The organism is Sagittula stellata E-37, from assembly GCF_039724765.1.
Lineage (GTDB): Bacteria > Pseudomonadota > Alphaproteobacteria > Rhodobacterales > Rhodobacteraceae > Sagittula > Sagittula stellata.
This window is the reverse complement of the sequence record NZ_CP155729.1, coordinates 1886675-1904357: the sequence shown is the minus strand read 5'-3', so window position 1 is coordinate 1904357 and position 17683 is coordinate 1886675. Positions and strand designations below refer to the sequence as shown.

Here is a 17683-nt window from a genome sequence, read left to right as displayed (position 1 = left end):
TCAGGCTCCTTGCAGGAAGTCGTCGCGTCTGGGTGTGAAGGTGTCGATCAGCTCGCCCTGTTCCAGGCAGACGCAGCCGTGGCGCGCGCCCGACGGGATCACGAAACTGTCTCCGGGTCCGACGTCGAACGTCTCGTCCGCCACCTGGAACCGGAACCGCCCGGCCTTCACGTAGGTGGACTGGATATGTGGATGGTCGTGCAGCTTGCCCTCGGCGCCTTCCTCGAAACTGAACGACACGACCATCAGTTCAGGACGTTCCGACAAGACCTGGCGGGTCACGCCCGGGTCCGGAAAGGCGCGTGGATAGAACTTCAGCATGGGGGTTCTCCTATCGGAAGACGGCGGGCAACCAGAGCGACAACGCCGGAATGTAGGTCACCAGCATCAAGACCGCGAGCGAGGCAAGGTAGAACGGCCAGATCGTGCGGATCACTTCGCCGATGCGGATGCGGCCGACGGCGCAGCCGACGAACAACACCGCGCCCACTGGCGGCGTACAAAGGCCGATGCCCAGGTTGAGGATCAGGATGATGCCGAACTGCACCGGATCGACGCCATAGGCCGTGGCCACCGGCAGGAAGATCGGCGTAGTGATCACGATCAGCGGCGACATGTCCATGAACGTGCCGAGAAACAACAGCACCACGTTCAGCAGCAGCATGATGAGGATCGGGTTGTCGCTCAGCCCCTTCATCCAGGACACGAGGTCGGCGGGCACGCGCAGGTAGGCGAGAAGCCAGCCGAAGGCCGCCGCCGATCCGATGACCAGCAGCACCATCGAAGAGGTCCGCACAGCCGACAGCGTCGCCGCCACGAACTCTCCCCACGGCAGGGAACGATAGACAAACCATGTCACCGCCAGCGCGTAGATCACCGCGATGCAGGAGGATTCCGATGCCGTGAATATGCCCGAACGCACGCCGCCGAAGATGATCGCCACGAGGATCAGACCGGGAACAGCGCTTAGCAGCAGGCCCAGCATCGCACGGGCACCGGGGAACGGTTCGGTCGGATAGCCGCGCTTCTTGGCGACGGCCCAGGCCGCCACCATCAGCGCAAAGGCCAGAAGCAGACCGGGAATGATGCCCGCGGTGAAGAGGTCGGCGATGGACAGCCGCCCGCCCGCCGAGATCGAGTAGATGATCAGGTTGTGAGAGGGCGGCAGCATCAGGGCGATGATCGAGGAGGTCACCGTCACGTTCACCGCGTAATCCTTGCCGTAGCCGCGTTCCTCCATCTGCGGGATCATCAGCCCGCCGATGGCGGAGGCATCCGCCGCCGCCGAGCCGGAGATGCCGCCGAACAGGACGGAGGCCGCGATGTTCACCTGCCCCAGTCCGCCGCGAAGGTGACCGACGGCGGCACCCGCCAGCGCCACCAGCCGCCGCGCGATATCGCCGCGCACCATCAGCTCGCCCGCGTAGATGAAGAACGGGATGGCCAGCAGGGCAAAGACCGAAATGCCGGAGTTCAGCCGCTGGAACACGACCACGGGTGGCAGGCCGATGTAGGCGATGGTCGCAAAGGACGACACCCCCAGACAGAACGCGACCGGCGTGCCGATCAGCAGAAGCACCGTGAAGGTGCCGAAAAGGACGATCAGTTCCATGCAGTTTCCCTCGACGGGGCCTTGGCCCCCTGCCCGCTCAGAGCAGTTTCCAATGCCCGCGCGGGGCCTTTTCGACAGGCCGAAGCCTGCTCATTCCTCGATCGCGTCTTCACCGAACCGCGATGTGGCCAGACCGACCGACCGCCTCAGCAGCCGCTCAAGCGACAAGAGGATCATCAGGATGCCGCCGACGATCAGGCTGATGAACGACGTTGCGCCGGTGATCCCGAGGTTCGGTATCGTCGTGGCCCAGGTCGTCTCGGCCAGTTGCCAGCCGTACCAGACCATACCGCCGCCGAAAGCGATGACCACGAGGTCCGAAATCGTGTGGAACAGCTTCTGCACGCTCTCCGGCAGCACGTAGAGCAGCACGTCGAACGACAGGTGATTGCCTTCGCGCACCCCCACCGCGGCGCCGAGGAAGATGAACCAGCCCATCAGGAGTATGGATGTCGTCTCGGTCCAGGTGGGTGTGTCGTTCAGCACGAAACGGCCCCAGACCTGCCAGCCGATGAGCGCCGTCATGCCAACCAATCCAGCGCCCGCCAGCCACAGGAAGACCCTCGTCGCACGGGCGACAACCGACGACAGTTTCAGCACAGTCTCTTGCATGATGAGCCCCCACGGGTTCGCGCCGGCCCCGGAACCGGCTCCGAAAAAAGACGGGCCCGCGCAATAGCAGGCCCGCCCGACTGTCACTTACTGAACCGCGCGGATCTCATCGACCAGCGACTTGAGCTTCTCGGAGGTCACGTGCTTGTCGTAAACGGCGTTCATGGCGTCCATGAAAGGCTGCTTGTCGATGTCGTCGATGATCTCGACACCCGCCGCGCGGACCTTCTCTTCCGAAGCTTTCTCGCGCTCGGCCCAGAGTTCGCGCATGATCGGCACGCTGTCCTTGGCCGCCTGGCGCACCAGTTCCTGATCTTCCGGCGACAGCTTGTTCCACGACGCCTGGCTCATCACCAGCACTTCCGGCACGATCAGGTGCTGGTCGAGCGTGTAGTAGCCCGCGACTTCGTAGTGGCCCGAGGATTCGAAGGACGGCCAGTTGTTCTCCGCCCCGTCGATGACGCCGGTCTGGATCGAAGAGTAGACCTCGCCGTAGGGCAGCGGCGTGGCGTTCGCACCCAGCGCGTCCACCATGTCGACGAAGACGTCGGACTGCATCACACGGAACTTCAGGCCTTCCATGTCCTCGATCGAGGTGATCGGCTTCTGGCTGTTGTAGAAGGACCGCGATCCGCCGTCGTAGTAGGCCAGGCCCACAAGCTGGTGGTTCTGGAATTCGTTCAGGATCTTCTCGCCCACTTCACCGTCGACCACGGCGTGCATGTGATCCGTGCCGCGGAATATGTAGGGCAGCGAGAAAACCTTGGTTTCCTCGATGATGTTGTTGAACGGCCCGAGCGAGACGCGGTTCAGGTCGATCACACCAAGCTGGGTCTGCTCGATGGTGTCCTTTTCCTCGCCAAGCTGGGCACTGTGGAACACCTCGACGCAGATGCGGCCGTCGGAGCGCTCTTCCAGCATCTCGCCCATCTTCTCGACGGCAACCACGGTCGGGTAGCCTTCGGGGTGCGTGTCGGACGACCGCAGCGTGATCTCGCAGGCGCTGGCCGCGCTCACCATGGCAGCGGATGCCATAAGAGCGGCTAGGGTTGTTTTCATTTTCATGTCAGTCTCCTCCCTGGATGAAACGGCGTCAGAGCCCGTAGGCCTCCTTCGCCAGGTTGTACGTGAGGTCGGCCGCGACCTCGTACGCCTCACTCTCCCGCAGGCGTCCCGTTCCGACGAGCCCGGCGAGGTAGGCGCAGTCGGATCGGCGCGCGACGTCGTGGCGCGCGGGGATCGAACAGAACGCCCGTGTGTCGTCGTTGAAGCCGGCGGTGTTGTAGAAGCCGCAGGTTTCCGTCGTGGCCTCGCGGAATTTCCGGATGCCCTCGTAGCTGTCGAAGAACCACCAAGGCGGGCCGAGGCGCAGGCAGGGATAGGCCCCGGCCAGCGGTGCCAGCTCGCGCCCGTATGTGGTCTCGTCCAGCGTGAACAGGATGACCTTCAGGTCAGGCTCCAACCCCACTGCGTCGAGCAGGGGTTTCAGCGCGCCGACGTAGTCCGTACGTCCGGGGATATCGAAACCCTTGTCGCGGCCGTGCATTGCAAAGACACCCGCCGAATGGTTGCGGCGGCTACCGGCGTGGATTTGCAGCGTCAGCTTGTCGTCCAGCGACATCTTCGCCATCTCGGTCAGCATCTGGCCACGGAACGCGTCGGCCTCTTCGGGTGTGCAATCGCTTTTCAAAGCCTTCTGGAACAGCGCCGAGGCTTCCGCCTTGGACAGGTTCTCCGTCCGGGCGGTGGCATGGCCGTGATCCGACGCGGTGGCGCCATAGGTCTTGAAGAACAGCCGCCGGATGCGATGCGCGTTCAGGTAGCCATCCCATGTCGCGGTGTTCTCGCCGGTGAGGACGCCAAACGCCTCCACGTTGTCGGCGAAGCCCTCGAACTCTGGATCGACAACGGTGTCGGGGCGGTAGGTCGTCACGACACGCCCGCCCCACCCGCTTTCCCGGATCATCTTGTGCCACCCGAGGTCGTCCAGCGCGCCTTCCGTCGTGGCCAGGACCTCGATTCCGAAGCGTTCGAAGAGGGCGCGCGGACGGAAGTCGTCCTGTCCCAGCTTGGCATCAATGGCGTCGTATAATGCATCGGCATTGACCGCCGACAACACCTCGTCCAGGCCAAAGACGTGCTCGAAGGAATGATCGAGCCACGTCGAAGACGGGGTGCCGCGGAACAGGTGGTAGTTCTCGGCAAAGCGGCGCCAGATGGTCCGGGGGTCGCTCTCTGTCGCGCCGCCATCGGAGCGCGGCACACCGAGATCGGACAGCGCAACCCCTTGCGACACCAGCATGCGAAACACGTAGTGGTCGGGAATCACGAACAATTCCGCAGGATTAGGGAATCGCTCGTTTTCGGCGAACCAGCGCGGATCGCAATGCCCGTGCGGGCTGACGATCGGCATGTCCTTGACGCTGTTGTAAAGATCCCGCGCCATCCCACGCAGACCCGGTTCAACCGGAAAAAGGCGATCAGGATCGGTCAGAGGCATCTTCCACTCCAAATTTCCAGCTTGATCTGCTAATATGCTAGTTGACCAATTGTGTCAACGCGGCCCGCCCGCTAATCTGCGCAAACCAATCCGGCGGAGACCAGATGTCAGAGATCACCATTACGCCCCTTGCCCCCCTGACCCAGAAGTCCGCCACGGACATGGTCTTCGACACGCTTTATGAGGCGGTGGTCTCCCTTCAGCTTCCGCCCGGCACCCGGGTGTCCGAGGCCGAAATCGCCCAGCAGCTCGACGTGTCGCGTCAGCCGGTGCGCGACGCGTTCTTCCGCCTGTCTAAACTGGGGTTCCTCCTGATCCGCCCGCAGCGCGCCACGCTGATCTCGAAGATCTCGCCCAAGGCGGTTCTGAACGCGGCCTTCATCCGCACGGCTATCGAATGCGAATGCCTGCGCGAGGCGGCCCGGCACATGACGCCGGAGGGCGAGACCCGCCTGCGCGCCAGCCTCGACCGGCAGGAAGCCGCGCTGGAGCAATCGGACCGCGCCGTCTTCCATGCGCTCGACGACGCCTTCCATCTGCTGATCAGCGAGATCGCCGGGCATCCCCACGCGTGGGAGTTGATACAGGAGCAGAAGGCCCACATGGACCGCGTGCGTTTTCTGACACTGTCCGGCAAGCGGCAGCGTCAGGTCCAAGCAGAGCACCAGGGCATCGTCGACGCGCTGACGCGCGGAGATACCGCAAGCGCCGAAACACAGCTTCGCAACCACCTGGCGGACATCCGTCATGTCCTGGGGCGGGTGCGCGCGGAACACGGCGACTATTTCGAACCGGTCGACTGACCTCTTCCCCACGCGGGTCAAACGTGCTCCCTTGCCCTCGGGGGGAGCAAGACATGCAAATCGACCTGACCGGACAGACTGTCCTGATCACAGGTGCCGCGGGCGGCATCGGGCGGGCCATGACCGACGCCTTTTCCAGCGCGGGCGCCCGACTGGTGCTGTCGGATCTTGATGTCGCGGAACTGCCGTCCGGCGAAACCGCCCTGCCCCTGCCCTGCGACGTGACCGACGCCGCGTCGGTCCGCGCCGTGGTGGCCGAGGCGCAGAAACGGTTCGGCCAGCTCGACATCGCGATCAACAACGCGGGCATCTCCGGCCCCTTCGGCACCCTGTCGCAGCTTTCGGCGGAGGACTGGAGCCGCCTGATCGCCGTCAATCTGACCGGCACCTTCAACGCCCTTCAGGCCGAAATCCCGGCCATGCGCGACGGTGGCCGCATCCTGAACGTGGCCTCTCTGGCGGGGGTCGCCGGGGCACCGGGACTAGCCGCCTACGCCGCGACCAAACACGGCGTCGTGGGGCTGACCCGCTCTCTCGCGCACGAGCTGCGCAAACAGCGCATTCGGGTCAACGCCCTGTGTCCCAGCTTCACCGAGACGCCGATGCTCGACTCGATGGGGCCCGAAAAGACGCGGTTCGAAACACCGCTGAACGCGCTTGGCCGCTTCGGCACCGCGCAGGAGATGGCGGATGCGGCGCTCTGGATCACCTCGCCGCAGAACAGCTTCATGAACGGGCAGGCGATCACGCTCGACGGTGGCATCTCCGCCCTGTGACATTGGCCTAGCGGCAACAAAAAAGGCGGGCCCGAAGGCCCGCCTTGTCCGTCATGTCAGCGCCGTCAGGCCTTTTTTTCGGTCCTGAGCCCCTGGTAGATCGCATAGCACATCGCCAGCAACACAACCGTGAACGGCAGACCGGTTGAGATGACCATCGCCTGCAAGGCCGCAAGACCACCGCCCAGCAGAAGCACGATGGCCACCGCGCCTTCGAACACGCACCAGAAGACCCGCTGCGGGACCGGCGCGTCAACCTTGCCGCCCGCGGTGATCGTGTCGATCACAAGCGAACCGGAGTCGGAGGAGGTCACGAAGAATACGATCACCAACACGATGGCGATGACCGAGGTCAGGTTTGCCAGCGGCAGCCCTTCGAGCATCGCGAACAACGAGATCGGCGGGTTGTAGCTGTCGATCACCTGCGCCTTCACCGGGGAATTCACCGGATCGGCCAGCACCTGCTCGATCGCCGCGCCACCGAAGGTCGCCATCCACAGGATGCAGACCAGCGAGGGGATCAGCAGCACGCAAATGATGAACTCGCGCACAGTACGGCCACGGCTGACGCGGGCGATGAACATGCCCACGAACGGCGACCAGGAGATCCACCACGCCCAGTAGAACGCGGTCCAGCCCTGACGGTAGGCATCGTCTTCGCGGCCGAACGGGTTCGACAGCGGCACCAGGTCCTTGACGTAGGCCACCATGCCCTGACCGAACTCTGTCAGGATCGCCGTGGCGCCCGCCGCGAAGAACACGAAGACCAGCAGCACGGCGGCGATGCCCATGTTGATTTCGGACAAGAGCTTCACGCCGCCGTCCAGACCGCGCAGCACCGACACCAGCGCGATGGCGGTGATGAAGGTGATGAGGATGATCTGCACCGTGGTGTTGTTCGGAATGCCGAAGACGTGTTCGAGACCCGCGTTCGCCTGCTGCGCACCGAAGCCCAGCGACGTGGCAAGACCGAAGAGCGTCGCGAAGACCGCCAGCGTGTCGATGACGTGACCCCACCAGCCCCAGACCTTTTCACCGAAGATCGGGTAGAAGGCAGAGCGGATCGTCAGCGGCAGGCCCTTGTTGTAGCTGAAAAGCGCCAGCGCCAGCGCCACGACCGCGTAGATCGCCCAAGGGTGCAGGCCCCAGTGGTAGATCGTGGCGGCCAGACCCATTTCCCGCGCCGCATCGACGTTGGCTGCGATGATGCTGCCATCTTCCGCGATGGGCGAAGGCGTGCCCAGCGGTTGCGAGATTGCCATGTGGTAGACAGGCTCGAGCACACCGAAGAACATCAGGCCGATGCCCATGCCTGCGGCGAACAGCATCGCGAACCAGCCGACGTATGTGTAATCCGGCGTCGCATCCGCCCCGCCGAGGCGCACGGACCCCACCGGCAGCACGATCAGCGCAAGGCAGAACAGCACGAAGACGTTCGCGGCCAACAGGAAGAACCAGTCAAACGACGAGGTCAGCGCCGGACGGAGCCAGCCGAAGAACTCGCCCGCCTGCTCGGGAAGCGCCAATGCGTAGAACACGAATGCCACGATGCTCAGACCCGAGATCAGGAAAACCGGGTTGTGGATGTCCATCCCGAATGGCCCGACCTGCGTCTGGATATTGTCCTGGCCTATCGTGTATTCCGTGTCGATGAGATTGGCGGCGCCCTCCGGCACCGGTATGCCCGTTTCCGGGTCGACTGAATTTTCTGTCATGTCGCGTTCCCCTATGTCCGTTTCCGTTGCTTTTTTGGTATTTTCAGGCCGCAGGTCCGGGCGCTGAAACACGCGCCCGGAGGCCCGAAGTCAGTTGTCGCGCACCAGCATCACGCTGACGGACGCGTGACTGGCAAGGCTTCCGCCGTGCGATGGCCAGAAGTAGTCCGCCATGTTCGGCGGATGCGACGCCATGACCACGAGGTCGGCACCGATCTCGTCGACCGCGGCCAACAGCTTGTCGTCCACGTCGATGGAAGGATCGTGGGCGACGATGGTATGCGCGTCTGTCTCGATGCCGTGCGCCGCGGCCTGATCCGCGGCGAACTTGGCCAGCTTGCTCTGGAACTCTTCGGGCGAGTGCCCTTGCGGTCCGGGGGTGTTGCCCGTCACCGAGACGTAGGTCACCGGGCAGCCGTGCTGCTTGGCCTCTGCCGCGGCAACGCCCAGTGCGCGCTCCAGTTTTTCCATGTGGCCGAGGTCCACCGGAATCATGATGTGTCGGAACATGTTGTCACCCCTCTCGTCGATCCGATTGTTTTTTGGCGCCGGAGCGCGAGCCCGACGCAACGTAAAGCGCCGGGTATCTGGCCAGTCTGGCCGCCTGTTTGGCAATGCAAGCGCACAGGCGCGCCGTTTCCGGTCGGTTTGCGACACGCAGCCGCATCTGTTTGCGCCAGCATCATGTCGCAAACGGTCCAGACGGACAACCGAACACCGGAAAATCAATGATTTTGGAGGATTTGCGGTGGTGCCAATCGGCCACGGTAGCTCTGGCCGGCAGGTTCTGCGCCGCCGTCCAGAGCTGACCGACACGTCCGTCTGCACGTCACCGCATCGTGCGCTTAGGTCGGTTCACACGTCCCGGGACGTCCCGCACGACGGGATGCCCGGCCCGGTCAAACAGTGCCGAACCGCCGGGCAGGATCGCCAAGGCGCTTGTCAGACCGCCGCGCGGGCCGCCTGCAGGGCTTCGCGCAGGACCGCGCGGTCGCCCACGTGGTTGGCCAAAAGCAGGATCAGCCGGGCGTTCAGCGCCGCGCTGTCCTCGTCGGACAGCCCCTCGTGGATCTGGATCAGTTCGGCGTAGAACTCGTCCGGCGCCTCGATGTTCGGACTGGTGTTCAGCATGTCCTCAATCCTTCCCGCAGGCACGGCGCAGCGCCGAACGCACTTGGTTTTCGTCAAAGGCATCCCAGCGCGCCACGACATGCTGGTCGGGGCGAATCAGATAGACCGCGCTTTTCGCTGCCCCGAGGAACCGGTCAGCAAGGGCACCGCTCGGATCGTCCGACGCAGAGAGGGCCACCCGGGCGGCAGTGACACCATCGTCCGTCAACGTCTCGGGCGCCTCCGCGTCCAGCGTCAGCAGCACAAACGTTCCACCGATGGCGTTGAGGAGATAGTCGTTGCCGATCGGCGCATCCGGGCAAGGGCTGCCCGGGCGCGTCCTTTGAGGCCCGCCCGCCAGTCCGTCTTCAGCCGTCAGCGACAACCCGTCATAGGTGCAGGGCACCGACAGTCGCCCTGAATTGACGAGCGGGCGGGCGAAGGCGTGATGCTCTGCCAGCGACAGCACGGCGTTGCGGAACAGGTGCGACGTCTTGGTCTTCGGCGTGATGAAATCGGTCGCGCGGGTCGAGTTCAGGATGTTCTCGTCCGCCCCGAACCGCCGTTCCTCGTCATAGGTGTCCAGCAGGCGATCCGGCGCCTCGCCACGGATCACCATCCCCAGCTTCCAGCCAAGGTTGTCCGCGTCCTGCATACCGGAATTGGCACCGCGCGCACCGAAGGGCGATACCTGATGCGCCGAGTCGCCGGCGAACAGCACCCGCCCATGGCGGAACTGCTTCATCCGGCGGCACTGGAAGGTGTAGATCGAGGTCCACACGATCTCGTATTGCACGTCGCCGAGGAAGGCATTCAGCCTGCGCCGGACGTTCTCTTCCTTCAGCTCTTCCTTGCGGTCGATGTCCCAGCCGATCTGGAAATCCACGCGCCACACATCGTCGGGCTGCTTGTGCAGCAGCGTCGAGGCCCCCGCGCCATGGGTCGGCTCGAACCAGAACCAGCGTTCGGTCGGGAACGCCTCCCCCAGCATTCGGATGTCGGCGATCAGGAAGCTGTCCTCGAACACGCGCCCGTCGAAATCCAGCCCCATCATGCTCCGCAACGGAGAGCTTGCCCCGTCGCAACCGATCAGCCAGTCCGCCTCGATCGTGTAGGGCCCGTCGGGCGTGGTGATCTGCAGGACCGCGTGATCGTCTTTCACCTCGACACTGTCGACCCGGTTGCGGCCGCGCAGCTCGATGGGCGCACCCGCCGCCTGCGCCTCACGCACCCGTTCTACCAGGAACTTCTCGAAATAGGGTTGCTGGAGGTTGATGAACGCGGGGAAGCGATGGCCTTCCTCCGGCAGGAGGTTGAATTCGAACACCTTGCGGTCCTCGTGGAACACCTTGCCGAGGTTCCAGACCACGCCCTTGTCGAGCATCGGCTGTGCGCAGCCGTAACGGTCGGCGATTTCGAGGCAGCGCTTGGCAAAACAGATGGCGCGCGACCCCTGCCCGATCCCCTCATGGTCGTCCAGCACCACGACCGGGATACCCTGAAGCCCAAGATCGAGCGCCATGGCCACCCCGATGGGTCCACCGCCCATGACGACGACCGGATGGCGCACCGGGGCATCGGCGTCCTGATCGGCCGAGCGCTCGTAGGGATACAGCCTGAACGCAAGCTGATAACGGTCATGTATCATCGTTTCTCCTCCCCTCGGGGACCTCGGCCCCGTCTGTCTCATTCCCCTTGGCCCACCACGCATGTGCCGAGGGCACACGGCCATAGGCCAGATGAAAGTCATCGAGTTGCGGCGGCGCGATGCCTGCCTCCAGTATCATCGTGTGCGCCTGCCCGCGGTGATGCACCTGGTGCTGAAAAAGATGCAGCAGCAACGCGGCGATGGTCTCCTGCACCGGGCCACCGGGGCGCTCCATCGTGATCGTGCGCCGCAGGTCTTCACCGTTCAGGTGCTCGCAGAACGCGAGCAGCCGCAGATCCGCACCCGCCTGTTCCCTAGCCAGCGCCGCGACCGAGGCAGCCTCGGGCCGATTGCGCAGGCTGTAGCCCAGCCCACCCTCCTGCATCGCGTCGAGGTAGAACAGGTCGACAAGCAGAATGTGGTTCAGAGTGGCCTTGAGCGACGGAAAGAAGCCCGGACGCGGCGCGGCGAACGCGGCGTCCGACAGACCGGATACCGAGCCCATCAGCACCTCGTTGGCCCAGGCGTTGTTCAGCGCCATGACCTTCCAGGGGTTCTCTGCCGAAAGGATCCCAGCTGCATCCGACATGTTGCGCGTTCTCCCTTCTCTCTCCCACCGGGCCGATCACGTTAAGGACCGCCACCCGCACCGGTAATCCGCCACTCGTACCACCCGCAGGTTCCCGGCCGCCGATCCCGAGACACCCCTCCGGATCGGCGCCCTGCCTAGGCTACTCCCGTTCGCCCCTTGCACCGTCCACCGGACGGTCCACCGGCTTCGCCGGATCGGCGCTCACCCCTGAAGGGCGTTCCACATCTCCTTGTCACGCTCGGCGGTCCAGACGCGCGGCGTGTCGATGCCCCGTGCTTCGTCGTAGGCACGGCCCACGTTGAACGGCAGGCAATGCTCGTAGATCGCGTAATCCGAGAACTTCGGATCGCAGGCTTCGCGCACCGCGTCCCATGCCTCTTTCAGCGACCCGCCCCGGCCCACGACCTTCTGCACCGGCTTGTAGGTCGAGCGGACGAAGTCGGCAGTGCTCTCGATCGCTTTCGCCACCATCTCTTCGCCCACCAGCGCGTCGCCACGCCCCGGTGCAATGGCCTTGGGCTCATAGGCGGCGATGTTCATCAGCGTGTCTTCCCAGTCGCCGTAATGCCCGTCGCCACAATAGCAGGCCGAGTGGTATTCAACGATGTCGCCGGTGAACATGACTTCCTGGTCAGGCACCCAGATCACCGCGTCACCGGCGGTGTGGGCCCGGCCAAGATGCATGATGTCGACCCGGCGATTGCCGAGGTAAACCGTCATGCTGTCCGAAAATGTTGTCGTCGGCCACGTCAGCCCCGGGATTTCCTCATGCCCCTGAAACAGGCGCGGGAAACGGTCGAATTCGCTGTCCCAGTCTTCCTGACCGCGCTCCGCCACCATGGCCCGCGCGGTGTCCGACATGATGATTTCCCGCGCGCCATACGCCGAAGCGCCCAGCACGCGCACCGCATGGTAATGCGTCAGCACGAGGTGGCTGATCGGTTTGTCGGTCACTTCACGGACATGCTCGATCACTTTGCGGGCAAGACGCGGTGTTGCCTGCGCCTCGACGATCATCACGCTGTCGTCGCCGATGATCACCCCGGTGTTGGGGTCGCCCTCGGCGGTGAAGGCGTAAAGCCCCTCGCCCACCTGCGTGAAGCTCGTCTTCTTTTCCGCCATGTCGCCTGCGGAGGCGAATGCCTTGGCCATGTCTCAGTCCTCTTCCAGAAATTCGACGCGGTTGCCAAAGGGATCTTCGGTAAAGAACCTCCGGCGTCCCGCGATTTTTTCGTCCCATTTTACCGGGTGGCCCGCGTCAGACAGCGCGGCCGCCACAGCGTCTATACCGGACACCCGAAGGCCGGGATGCGCCTTGCGCGCCGGGGCAAAGCCGGGCTCCACGCCAAGGTGCAACTCGGCCCCGTCAAGCGCGAACCAGACCCCGCCCCGCGCCCTCAGCGCCTCAGGCTTCTCCAGTTCGGCCAAACCGATCAGCCCGCCCCAGAAGGCGCGCGCACGGCCTTCCTCGCCTTCCGGCATGGCAAGCTGGATATGATCGAGTGACGCCATGCCCCCCTACCGCGCGTAGGGATCTTCAAGCGCGGGCAGCACCTTGCCGGTGCAGGCGCCGAAACCGACCCGGTAACCGTCGCCCTGCGCGTGGCCGCGCAGCGTCAGCGTGTCGCCGTCCTCGACGAAGCTGCGTGTCTCGCCGGTGTCGAGCGTGACCGGTTCCTTGCCACCCCAGCTCATTTCCAGCAGTGCACCGCGCTGCCCCTTCTCCGGTCCGGAAATCGTACCCGACCCCAGCATGTCGCCGGTGTTCATCGGGCAGCCCGAGGTGGTGTGATGCGCAAGCTGCTGCGCCGCCGAGTAATACATCACGTTGTAGTTCGTCCGCGAGATCACCGTCTCCGCCTTGCCGTCCGGCGCCAGACCCACCTCGAGCGCGATGTCATACAGCATCGGCCCCGGCTCCTCCAGATAGTCGAGAAGCGGACGCTCCCGCTCGGGCGTCGAACAGCGGAACGGCTCGAGCGCGGCCTTGGGCACGATCCACGGCGAGATGGACGTGGCTGTGGCCTTGGACTGGAACGGTCCCAGCGGCTGGTATTCCCAGGCCTGGATGTCGCGCGCGGACCAGTCGTTCATCAACACGTAGCCGAAGATCATCGCGTCCGCCTCTGCCACCGTCACCGGCCCCTCGGACGAGGTGCCGACGATGGCGCCCATCTCAAGCTCGATGTCGAAGCGCTTGCAGGGGGCAAACACCGGCAAATCCGCGTCCGGCGCCTTGAGCTGCCCCCAGGGACGGCGCACGTCGGTCCCCGACACCACGACCGAGGACGCCCGCCCGTTGTAGCCGATAGGAACAGACAGCCAGTTCGCAGGCAGCGCGTTTTCCGGCCCGCGGAACATCGTGCCGACGTTGCTCGCGTGATGTTTGCCCGCGTAGAAATCGGTGTATTCCGCGACGGTGAACGGCATCAGCATCTCGGTCCCGGCCATGGGAACCATGTAGCCGACCAGCTTTTCCGCATCCGGCGCATCCTCGTCCAGCAGCGCCGTGACGCGCGCCCGGAAGGCCGCCCATGCGGCGGGGCCCAGTGTCATGAACTCCGTCCAGTCGCCGTAAAAGAAAATCTCCTCCTCGTCCTCCATCTGGATCAGGCCGTCCCGCTCCATCCGCGTCACGTCGAGGATCATGTCGCCGATGGCGACACCGCAGTGCGGCTCTCCCGACTCGGAGCGGAAACTGCCGTACGGCAGATTGTTCAGGGGGAATTCGCAATCGGGGGCATTCGCCGCCTCGACCCAGCTGCGCATTAGGGGCATGGGATCTCCGTTTATTGCTTCTTTGCTTTCCAAATACCTCCGGGGGGTCCGGGGGGCTGGCCCCCCGGCTCCACCGGGTTCAGGTGCAAAGACCTATTTCTTTCCGGGCGTGCCGTCGAACTTCTTCTCGAGGGTCTCCCAGCAGTCGATGTAATCGTCCTGCAGCGGTGCCTCCTGTCCGGCGAAGGCCGTGAGGTGCTGCGGGAAACGGGTCTCGAACATGAAGGACATGGTGTTGTCCAGCTTTTCGGCCTTCAGATCCGCGTTCGACGCGCCTTCGAAGGCGTTCCGGTCCGGGCCGTGCGGCAGCATCATGTTGTGCAGGCTCATTCCGCCGGGGACAAACCCCTTTGGCTTGGCGTCGTACTGGCCATAGATGTTGCCCATCAGCTCGGACATGATGTTCTTGTGATACCACGGCGGACGGAAGGTGTTCTCGGCCACCATCCAGCGCTCGCGGAACAGCACGAAGTCGATGTTGGCGGTCCCTGGCACGCCCGACGGCGCCGTCAGCACCGTGAAGATCGACGGGTCCGGATGGTCGAAGAGGATCGCGCCCACCGGGCAGTAGGTGCTGAGGTCGTACTTGTAGGGCGCATAGTTGCCATGCCACGCCACCACGTCGAGCGGCGACTGCGCGATCTCGGTTTCGTGGAACTGGCCGCACCACTTGACGGTCAGGGTCGAGGGCACCTCGCGGTCCTCGAAGGCCGCGACCGGCGCCTTGAAATCGCGCGGGTTGGCCAGGCAGTTGGCGCCGATCGGCCCACGGCCCGGCAGTTCGAACTTCTGACCGTAGTTCTCGCAGACGAACCCCCGGCACGGGCCTTCGAGCACCTCGACACGGTACACCAGACCGCGCGGGATGATGGCGATCTCCTGCGGTGCGATATCGATGACGCCGAGTTCGGTGCAGAAACGCAGCCGCCCCTCCTGCGGGACGACCAGCAATTCGCTGTCCGCGCTGAAGAAATACGCATCCTTCATCGACTCGGTCACCAGGTAGATGTGCGCCGCCATGCCCACCTGCGTGTTCACGTCGCCCGCCGTCGTCATCGTCCGCATGCCGGTGAGCCAGGTGAACCCCTCCTGGCTGTAGGGCACCGGATCCCAGCGGTACTGGCCAAGGCTGATCACGTCCTCCAGCACGTTGGGTGCGGACTTCCAGTACGGCAGGTCGATCCTGGTGTAGCGCGTGGAATGCTTGACCGAAGGCCGGATGCGATAGGTCCAGGTCCGCTCCGGCGGATTCGCCGTGAAAGCGGTGCCGGAGAGCTGTTCGCCATAGAGGCCGTAGTTGCACTTCTGCGGGCTGTTCATGCCCTGCGGCAACGCATCGGGCAGCGCCTCCGTCTCGAAATCGTTGCCGAAGCCCGGCATGTAGCCTTCGTGCGTGCCGACACCCTGCGGCGCGCGGACCATTCCCTTTGGCAATTCGAAACGTGTCATGACTCTCCTCCCGGTGACCAGTTGACAGGTTCCGATATATTCGTTGCATATGCAATGAAGTCAACCCAATAGTTGTGATCGAGACCCACCTTTGCGGGAAAGGCCGATGAGGACAGGCACCTGGGCGGGTCTCCGCCCGCCGCCCTGCCGGCCTCGACTGCGCGCAAACGATGGCGTGCGTGTTGGCGATGGAGAACGAGCGCATACCCGAAGAAACGCCCTTGCAGGCTTCGGAGATCCGGAACCGGAAGCGCGCTTGTCTTTGATATTGTCCGGGCTTGGAACGACGCCGATGCGGCGTCTGTGCGCGTTGCGACGGTGCGAGCGGCGATGGACATACCAAGGTCAGCCGAACCACGGCGCGTCTCGATGCCCCCCGGATCGCCCTTGCGCAGGACGGCTGGCACCGTCTGACGGAGCGACCGGGCCTGAGCAGCCCGGTCCGCACGGTGGCGGCCACATTGCCATGGGCGCAGCCGATCCGCCAACGGGCGTTTCGGACGCGGCTGGCGGAGGGCTTTGCGTACGTGGAGGTGCTGTTGAGAGGTTTTTCGGATCGCTGTCGCGATCCGACCGGCGCTCGCTTCGCTCGCGCACGGGGGCTCCGCCCCCGACCCCCGAGGTATTTGGGCCAAGATGAAGGGATGTGGCAGGCTTTGTCTTGCAGGAGTCCCGGTCCGTCGCGGGTGGGCGGGGGATGTTGCAGTCGGGCGCTCAGGGCACGGCAAGCCTCGACGCTCCGAATGCGCTCAGCGCCACCATGACCGCCGCCGTGCCGAGACAGGCGGGCACGCCGCCCCATTGGTAGCAGAGCCCCGACAGAAGCGTCCCCAGCAGGCGACCCGCGGCGTTGGCCATGTAGTAGAAACCCACGTCCATCGTCACCCGCTCGCCCTTCGAGAAGGCGAGGATCAGGTAGCTGTGCAAAGCGGAATTGACTGCGAAGATCGCGCCGAAGGCAAGGAGGCCGGCGATCAGGGATGCCGTCAGCCAGGGGGCGGGTGCCCCGGTCGTCGCCACGAGGACGGCCAGCGAGAGCGGCACGGGCACGAGCGCCAGGGCCCAGCCGCGGGCGGCCGCGACGATCTCTGCCTCCGGTCGCGTGGCGGCGCGCAGAGCTTTGGGTGCCCAGGCCTGTACCGCGCCGTAGAGGATGGTCCAGACCGCCATGAAGCTGCCGATGGTGAAGAAGGCGGCGCGATTGCCCGCCTCCGTTCCGTCGGAAAGCACGGCATAGAAATAGACCGGGATGCCCACAACGAACCACACGTCGCGCGCGCCGAAGAGGAAGACGCGCGCCCCCGAGAGCCAGTTCACGTTGCGATCCTTCGAGAAGACCTCGCGGAATTTCGCGTCTTTCCTGCCTGCCGGCAGGCCCGGTGGCATCCGGAGCGCAACGGCCGCGAGGATCAGGGCCAATACGGTGGCCATGCCCAGGACCGACGTCTTGAAGCCGGCCAGCGCCAGAAGCGCCGCGCCCAGCAGGAAACCAAGCCCCTTGACCGCGTTCTTCGAGCCGGTCAGAACAGCGACCCACCGGAAGAGCCCGCCCTGCCCCTTCGGCGCCAAAACCTTGACCGCCGACTTCGCCGACATCTTCGAGAGGTCCTTCGCCACACCCGAGAGGCCCTGCACCGCCATCACGTAGACCACCGAGACGCCCAGGCTCCAGGCCGGGTCAAGCTGCGCCAGTGCCACCAGCGCCACGACCTGCAGGCCAAGCCCCGCATAGAGCGTCGAGGTCAGGCCGAACCGTGCCGCGATCCAGCCCGCCGAGAGGTTCGTGGCGATGCCCGCCACCTCGTAGAGCAGGAAGAGGTAAGCCAGTTGCACGGCGCTGAAACCCAGCGTGTGAAAATGCAGGAGCACGAGCATCCTGAGCGCCCCATCGGTCAGCATGAAAGCCCAGTAGGCCGCCGTCACGGCGATGTAGGCGGCGAGTCCGCGCGGCGCTTCTGTGGCGATGGTCATGGCTTTGGCTCGGCTCCTCGGGGTGATGGGTTACGGCGCGGCTTCGCCTTTCGGTCGTGTTGCGCAAGGACAACGGGATCTGTGCGACAGCGCCGTCTGCGGTCAAACTGGCGCTCC

Annotated in this window: 17 protein-coding genes; 2 read left to right on the top strand and 15 right to left on the bottom strand. The window is 64.7% G+C overall.

Annotated features, from left to right (window positions below; translation table 11 throughout):
* From ABFK29_RS09040 to uxaC, 5 genes are all read right to left on the bottom strand, one after another.
* Nucleotides 1-321 carry a cupin domain-containing protein gene (locus tag ABFK29_RS09040; protein ID WP_005857224.1) on the bottom strand — a complete coding sequence of 107 codons (321 nt, stop codon included), beginning with the start codon at nt 319-321 and terminating at the stop codon, nt 1-3.
* A 10-nt stretch (nt 322-331) separates the two neighbouring features.
* Nucleotides 332-1612 (bottom strand): TRAP transporter large permease, encoded by a 1281-nt coding sequence (locus ABFK29_RS09035; RefSeq protein ID WP_005857222.1) that lies wholly within the window; start codon nt 1610-1612, stop codon nt 332-334.
* A 90-nt stretch (nt 1613-1702) separates the two neighbouring features.
* The gene (locus tag ABFK29_RS09030) at nt 1703-2224 is read right to left on the bottom strand and encodes a TRAP transporter small permease (protein WP_005857220.1); all 522 of its coding nucleotides are present in this window, start codon (nt 2222-2224) and stop codon (nt 1703-1705) included.
* 87 nt (nt 2225-2311) lie between these two features.
* Nucleotides 2312-3289, bottom strand: coding sequence for a TRAP transporter substrate-binding protein (locus ABFK29_RS09025; protein ID WP_040604287.1), 978 nt, complete (start codon nt 3287-3289; stop codon nt 2312-2314).
* Between the two features lie 28 nt (nt 3290-3317).
* Complete coding sequence (gene uxaC / locus ABFK29_RS09020; RefSeq protein ID WP_040604286.1) at nt 3318-4724, bottom strand: glucuronate isomerase; 1407 nt, start codon at nt 4722-4724, stop codon at nt 3318-3320.
* 104 nt (nt 4725-4828) lie between these two features.
* Between uxaC and ABFK29_RS09015 the strand changes: the two genes are divergently transcribed.
* Together ABFK29_RS09015 and ABFK29_RS09010 are read left to right on the top strand one after the other, a co-directional pair.
* On the top strand, nt 4829-5527 hold the full coding sequence (locus tag ABFK29_RS09015) for a GntR family transcriptional regulator (protein ID WP_005857214.1): 699 nt from the start codon (nt 4829-4831) through the stop codon (nt 5525-5527).
* Between the two features lie 53 nt (nt 5528-5580).
* The gene (locus ABFK29_RS09010) at nt 5581-6303 is read left to right on the top strand and encodes an SDR family NAD(P)-dependent oxidoreductase (protein ID WP_005857212.1); all 723 of its coding nucleotides are present in this window, start codon (nt 5581-5583) and stop codon (nt 6301-6303) included.
* Nucleotides 6304-6368: 65 nt separating this feature from the next.
* Here the strand turns inward: ABFK29_RS09010 and ABFK29_RS09005 are convergent, their stop codons facing one another.
* The 10 genes from ABFK29_RS09005 to arsJ form a co-directional block, all read right to left on the bottom strand.
* Nucleotides 6369-8018, bottom strand: coding sequence for a BCCT family transporter (locus tag ABFK29_RS09005; RefSeq protein WP_040604285.1), 1650 nt, complete (start codon nt 8016-8018; stop codon nt 6369-6371).
* A gap of 90 nt (nt 8019-8108) precedes the next feature.
* Nucleotides 8109-8528 (bottom strand): universal stress protein, encoded by a 420-nt coding sequence (locus ABFK29_RS09000; protein ID WP_005857208.1) that lies wholly within the window; start codon nt 8526-8528, stop codon nt 8109-8111.
* A 432-nt stretch (nt 8529-8960) separates the two neighbouring features.
* Nucleotides 8961-9149 (bottom strand): DUF2783 domain-containing protein, encoded by a 189-nt coding sequence (locus tag ABFK29_RS08995; protein WP_005857206.1) that lies wholly within the window; start codon nt 9147-9149, stop codon nt 8961-8963.
* Nucleotides 9150-9153: 4 nt separating this feature from the next.
* On the bottom strand, nt 9154-10776 hold the full coding sequence (locus ABFK29_RS08990; protein WP_005857204.1) for an FAD-dependent oxidoreductase: 1623 nt from the start codon (nt 10774-10776) through the stop codon (nt 9154-9156).
* Nucleotides 10766-11365 (bottom strand): DinB family protein, encoded by a 600-nt coding sequence (locus tag ABFK29_RS08985; RefSeq protein WP_083803426.1) that lies wholly within the window; start codon nt 11363-11365, stop codon nt 10766-10768. The genes ABFK29_RS08990 and ABFK29_RS08985 overlap by 11 nt, the downstream gene beginning before the upstream one ends.
* 204 nt (nt 11366-11569) lie before the next feature.
* Nucleotides 11570-12520, bottom strand: a complete 951-nt coding sequence (locus tag ABFK29_RS08980) for an MBL fold metallo-hydrolase (RefSeq protein ID WP_005857201.1) — start codon at nt 12518-12520, stop codon at nt 11570-11572.
* 3 nt (nt 12521-12523) lie between these two features.
* Nucleotides 12524-12880, bottom strand: a complete 357-nt coding sequence (locus ABFK29_RS08975; RefSeq protein ID WP_005857199.1) for a hypothetical protein — start codon at nt 12878-12880, stop codon at nt 12524-12526.
* 6 nt (nt 12881-12886) lie between these two features.
* The gene (gene fahA / locus ABFK29_RS08970; protein WP_040604284.1) at nt 12887-14146 is read right to left on the bottom strand and encodes a fumarylacetoacetase; all 1260 of its coding nucleotides are present in this window, start codon (nt 14144-14146) and stop codon (nt 12887-12889) included.
* Between the two features lie 93 nt (nt 14147-14239).
* Nucleotides 14240-15595 (bottom strand): homogentisate 1,2-dioxygenase, encoded by a 1356-nt coding sequence (gene hmgA, locus ABFK29_RS08965; RefSeq protein ID WP_040604283.1) that lies wholly within the window; start codon nt 15593-15595, stop codon nt 14240-14242.
* A 714-nt stretch (nt 15596-16309) separates the two neighbouring features.
* Nucleotides 16310-17566, bottom strand: coding sequence for an organoarsenical effux MFS transporter ArsJ (gene arsJ / locus ABFK29_RS08960; RefSeq protein WP_005857192.1), 1257 nt, complete (start codon nt 17564-17566; stop codon nt 16310-16312).
* Nucleotides 17567-17683 lie beyond the last annotated feature (117 nt).